Raw genomic sequence first — 5,305 nt, 5'->3', positions numbered from 1 at the left:
CTATAACAAGGGCGCCGAAGTCATCCGGATGATGAACACGCTGATGGGGCCGGAAAATTTCCGCAAGGGCACCGATCTCTATTTTGACCGGCACGACGGCGAAGCGGCGACCTGCGAGGATTTCGTCACCGCGATGGAAGACGGCGGCGAAATCGATCTGAAGCAATTCCGCAACTGGTATGAAACGCCAGGCACGCCACGGGTGACAGCCAATCTGTCGCACGATCCGCAAACCGGAACCGCGACTGTCCATCTCAGCCAGAAAATCGCGCAAAATGGCGAGAAGCCGAAACCGTCAGAGCTGGTCATCCCGCTCAAGACGGCGTTGCTCGATCCCGAAACCGGCGCCCATCAAGGGGAAGAATTGTTGCTGCTCACCCAGACCGAGCAGAGCTTTGTCCTTGAAGGTTATAAGGATCATCCGATCCTGTCGATCAACCGCGGCTTTTCCGCGCCGATCATATTGGAAAGTAGCCAGACCGCCGAGGAACTGGCATTTCTGTCCGCCCATGACGATGATCCGTTCGCGCGATTCGAGGCGGTGCAACGGCTGATGACCGGCTATCTGACCGCCAAGGTGCTCGGCACACCGGTCGACCGCGATATCATCTTGCACGCGGTAGCAAAAATTCTGGGCGACAAGACCATCGATCCCGCCTTTCTCGCCGAACTGCTTCTGCTGCCTAGCGAAGCCTTCCTCGGTGACCAGATGGTCGAAGTCGATCCGCAGGCCATACACGACGAACGCGAAAAATTGCGGGGCAAGATTGCGGTGCAGTTCGAGAAACAGTTCCGCAAGCTCTACAAAAGCTGCTGGCCGGGTGAATTCTCGCTCGATGCCGAAGCGCGGGCGAACCGCAAATTGCGCAATGTGACTTTGGGCTATCTCGCCGCATCCTATACCGAGGATGCCGCCGAGCTGGCGTTCGAACAATATCGCGAGGCGGACAATATGACCGCGATGCAGGGCGCGCTGGCGACCTTGTCGCATCTCGAGGCCGAAGAACGTACGATTGCCTTTGATGATTTCTACGCGAAATTCAAAAGCAACCCGCTGGTCCTCGACAAATGGTTCAGCCTGCAGGTGATGTCGATGCGTAGCGATACGTTGAAGCGGGTCGAAAGCCTGTCGCGCCATCCCGATTTTACTTTGTTCAATCCCAATCGCGTCCGCGCGCTGTACGGTGCGTTCACCGGCAACGCGGTCCGTTTCCATGATCCATCTGGCAAGGGCTATCAGATGATCGCCGAAATGGTGATCGCGCTCGACAAGCAAAACCCGCAAACCGCAGCGCGCTTCATTCCGCAGCTCGGCCGCTGGCGGCGTTACGAACGCGGACGGTCCGAACTGATGCGGTTGGCGCTCGAGAAAATCGCAGCGCAGCCGGAATTGTCGAAAGACGTATCCGAACAGGTCCACAAAAGCCTTGCTTGATATCACGACGTCTTCCCTGCTTGACGGCGTAACGCATGGCTTTCTCGGCCGGGCAGGGGGTGTTTCGGAAGGCATCTATAGCGGGCTGAACATTGGTCTGGGTAGCGATGATGACCGCGAGGCAATCATGGAAAACCGGCGGCTGGCGGTCGAAGGGCTGATGCCAGGCGGCGAACTGGTGACGGTCCACCAAATCCATAGCGCCGAAGTCGTTACGGTGACCGGCTCGATGTCGCTTGACCAGCGGCCACAGGCCGACGCTATGGTGACCGACCAGCCGAACCTTTTGCTCGGCATATTGACCGCCGACTGCGTGCCGGTGCTGTTTCACGATTCCCAAGCCAATCTGATCGGTGCGGCCCATGCTGGATGGAAGGGCGCTCTGGCAGGAGTGACCGACAATGTCATCACGGCGATGGAAGCGCTTGGTGCGGATCGCGGCAATATTGCCAGCGCCATTGGTCCGTGCATTGCGCAGGCCAGCTATGAAGTGGATGCCAGTTTCCGGACGCGCTTTGTCGATGCTGATGCAGCCAATGGTCGTTTCTTTTCCGCAGGAAAAGCGGACCATTTTCAATTCGATATCGAGGAATATGTAGCAGCGCGTCTGATGGCGTCCGGCATCACCAAAATCGATAAACTCGGTCTCGATACCTATGCTCACGAGAATCGTTATTATAGCTATCGCCGGTCGTGCCATCGTGATGAAGCGGGCTATGGACGACAGATTTCGCTGATCGGCCTTGCTGAATAATATTGATTTCCGGCGTCACCCCAGCGAAGGCTGGGGCCTGAACCGATCGAGCCGGCAAGTACGGCAAGACGGTTGATGCCAGCCTGAGTTGGCACGAGGGGAGAGGGCATGAACGCAAAACGCATCGGTCTATGGGCAGGGCTCGCCGTATTTATCGCCATGCTGCTCGCTCCGGCACCGGAATCGATGTCGACCGAAGCATGGCATGTTGCCGCGCTGACCCTGTTGATGGCGACCTGGTGGATGACCCAGGCGGTGCCGCTGACGGCAACGGCCTTGCTGCCGTTTCTGGCCCTACCGACGATGGATGTGATGACGGCGAACGAAACCGCCAGCCAATATTATTCTCCGATCCTGTTTCTCATTCTTGGCGGGGCCTTTCTCGCGCTGGCGATCGAGCGAGTCGGCCTGCACAAGCGTCTGGCGCTGGCGATTATCGGCATGTCCGGCAAAAGCGCCTGGGGCATATTATTCGCTTTCATGATCGCGACGGCCCTGCTCAGCATGCTGATCTCCAACACCTCCTCGACCCTGATCATGATCCCGATTGCGCTGGCAGTGCTGGTCGCCGGCGGCGTCAAGGATGGCGAGACCGACGGCTTTGCCGGGGCTCTGGTGATGGGTGTGGCCTTCGCCGCATCGATCGGCGGATTGGGCACTCTGGTCGGCAGCCCGACCAACGCGATAGCCGCTGGCCTGATCAACAAGACATTGGGCATGAACCTGAATTTTCTCAGCTGGCTGAAATTCGGAATCCCGATCGTGATCATCGGCATCCCGGCTCTCGCCGCTATTCTCATTGTCGTGCAAAAGGTCGGGCGGCACAGTTTCGACGGGGTCAAGGCAAAGCTGGCCATCGGATCGCCGGGCCCGTGGAGTGTGCCGGAAAAACGGCTGGTCCCGGTCGTAGCAATTGTCGTGCTCGGCTGGCTGTTCCTGCCGCAGCTAAAGACGCTCTTCCCCGACGGCGCGTTGCACGACGGCAGCATCGCGATTTTTGGCGGGTTGCTGCTATTCTCCCTGCCCGATGGGACCGGACGGCGTTTGCTCAACTGGGATGAAGCGGACAAAGCGCCGTGGGGCGTGATCATGCTGTTCGGCGGCGGTCTCGCGCTGGCTGCGGGGATCATCGAATCCGGTCTGGCAGACTGGCTGGGCCTGATGCTTGAACCGCTCAGATCGGTGCCGGTGTTGATCATTGCTATCGCTCTGGTCGCGCTGGTCATATTGGTGACCGAATTCGCCTCCAATGTCGCCACCGCGAGCGGGATCATGCCAGTGGTCGCCAGCCTGATACTTGCGACCGGCATCGATCCGGTGTTGCTCGCAGTACCTGCGGCAATGGCGGCAAGCTGGGGGTTCATGTTGCCTTCCGGCACCGGTCCCAACGCGATTGCCTGGTCAACCGGCCATATCGAGCTGCCCAGAATGCTCAAATCCGGCCTGCTGCTGGATCTCGCCGGTGTCCCGATCATAATCGGCTGCGTGTGGATGGTATCAGTTGTAACCAGTTAGGTTTTCAGGCATGACTTCATCCAAAGTTATCGGTGTGGAGAGATAGAAAATGGCAAAGCAAAATGACCCAACAGCTGCGATCCCGGTTACGCGCCGGATGCCCAAGGCACCGATAGAAGAAATCGGCGGCCGCAAGCTGAAGCCGGCGACCCTGATGATGGGGCACGGCTATGATCCGGAGCTTTCCGAAGGCGCACTCAAGCCACCGATTTTCCTGACCTCTACTTTCGCCTTTGAAAGCGCCGCAGCGGGGAAACGCTTTTTCGAAGGCATTACCGGCAAACGTCCTGGCGGTTCGGACGGTCTGGTCTATTCGCGGTTCAACGGCCCCAATCAGGAAATATTGGAAGACCGGCTGAGCATCTGGGACGAGGCCGAGGATGCGCTGGTATTCTCCAGCGGCATGTCGGCGATTTCGACGGTATTGCTTACCCATGTCAATCAGGGCGATGTCGTGGTCCACAGCGGACCGCTCTATGCCGCGACCGAGACGCTGATCAATAAAATTCTCGGCCGCTTCGGTGTGACCTTCCTCGATTTCCCGGCCGGAGCCTCTCCGTCAGAAGTTGCCACGATGCTCGAACAGGCCAAGGCGCAGGCCGCGGCCAATGGTGGCAAGGTGGCGATCATCTATCTGGAAAGCCCCGCCAATCCGACCAACGCTCTGGTCGATATCGAAGGCGTCGCTGATGCGCGCGAGCAGGTCTTCGGCAAGGACGGCGCACCCCCAATCGCGATCGACAATACATTTCTCGGCCCGCTCTGGCAGCAGCCGCTGAAACATGGCGCCGATATCGTCATCTACAGCCTGACCAAATATGTCGGCGGGCACAGCGATCTGGTTGCCGGCGGCGTACTCGGCAGCAAGGCCTATATGGATCCGATCCGCGCGATCCGGAACACGATCGGCACGATCTGTGACCCGAATACCGCGTGGATGCTGATGCGCAGCCTCGAGACACTGGAACTGCGCATGACCCGCGCCGGTGAAAATGCCCTGAAGGTCTGCACTTTCCTGCGCGATCATCCCAAGGTTGACGGCCTCGGTTATCTTGGCTTCATCGAGGATGCGAGCCAGAAGGATATCTACAACCGCCATTGCAGCGGCGCCGGTTCAACCTTCTCGGTCTTCATCAAGGGCGGCGAGGCGGAAGCCTTCCGGTTCCTCGACGCTATGAAGATCGCCAAACTGGCGGTGAGCCTGGGCGGTACAGAAACGCTCGCTAGCCTGCCGGCCGCGATGACCCACATATCCGTCTCCGACGAGCGCCGCGCTGCGCTCGGCATCACCGACAATCTGGTACGCATTTCAATCGGTGTCGAAGACCCGGATGATCTGATCGCCGATTTCGACCAGGCACTGGCCGCCGTCTGACCGACAAGCCAAAGCGGCTGCATGACGCCGCTTTGGATGCAGATTAAACGGTTCCACAGATTAGCACTTTCCGGCTCGGGCGGGAATGCTATGACACGACCATGGCAAAGCGACCCGTCTATCCCGTGATATTCACTGATCTTGATGGCACGCTGCTGGATCATCACAGCTATTCGGCGAAACCGGCGGATGCGCTGGCGCGGAAACTTCATCAGCAGTCGCTGGC

At 58.9% G+C, this 5,305-nt stretch carries 4 protein-coding genes; all 4 read left to right on the top strand.

From position 1 onward, the window contains the following. Positions 1-1,435: DUF3458 domain-containing protein (locus V7680_RS14820; protein ID WP_335654035.1), on the top strand; the 1,435-nt coding region annotated here is incomplete at its 5' end. Then, positions 1,428-2,189, top strand: coding sequence for a peptidoglycan editing factor PgeF (pgeF, locus tag V7680_RS14815; protein ID WP_335654034.1), 762 nt, complete (start codon positions 1,428-1,430; stop codon positions 2,187-2,189). The genes V7680_RS14820 and pgeF, both read left to right, overlap by 8 nt. Positions 2,190-2,297: 108 nt before the next feature. Further along, positions 2,298-3,704: an SLC13 family permease gene (locus V7680_RS14810; protein ID WP_335654033.1), complete on the top strand. Its 1,407-nt coding sequence runs from the start codon at positions 2,298-2,300 to the stop codon at positions 3,702-3,704. Between the two features lie 49 nt (positions 3,705-3,753). Next, entirely contained in the window at positions 3,754-5,079 is a 1,326-nt protein-coding gene (locus V7680_RS14805; RefSeq protein WP_335654032.1) for a cystathionine gamma-synthase family protein, read from the top strand. The last annotated feature ends 226 nt before the right edge of the window (positions 5,080-5,305 follow it).

The organism is Parasphingorhabdus sp., from assembly GCF_036963705.1.
Lineage (GTDB): Bacteria > Pseudomonadota > Alphaproteobacteria > Sphingomonadales > Sphingomonadaceae > Parasphingorhabdus.
Note: the sequence above shows the minus strand (reverse complement) of the source record. Positions and strands in the feature narration are given on the sequence as shown.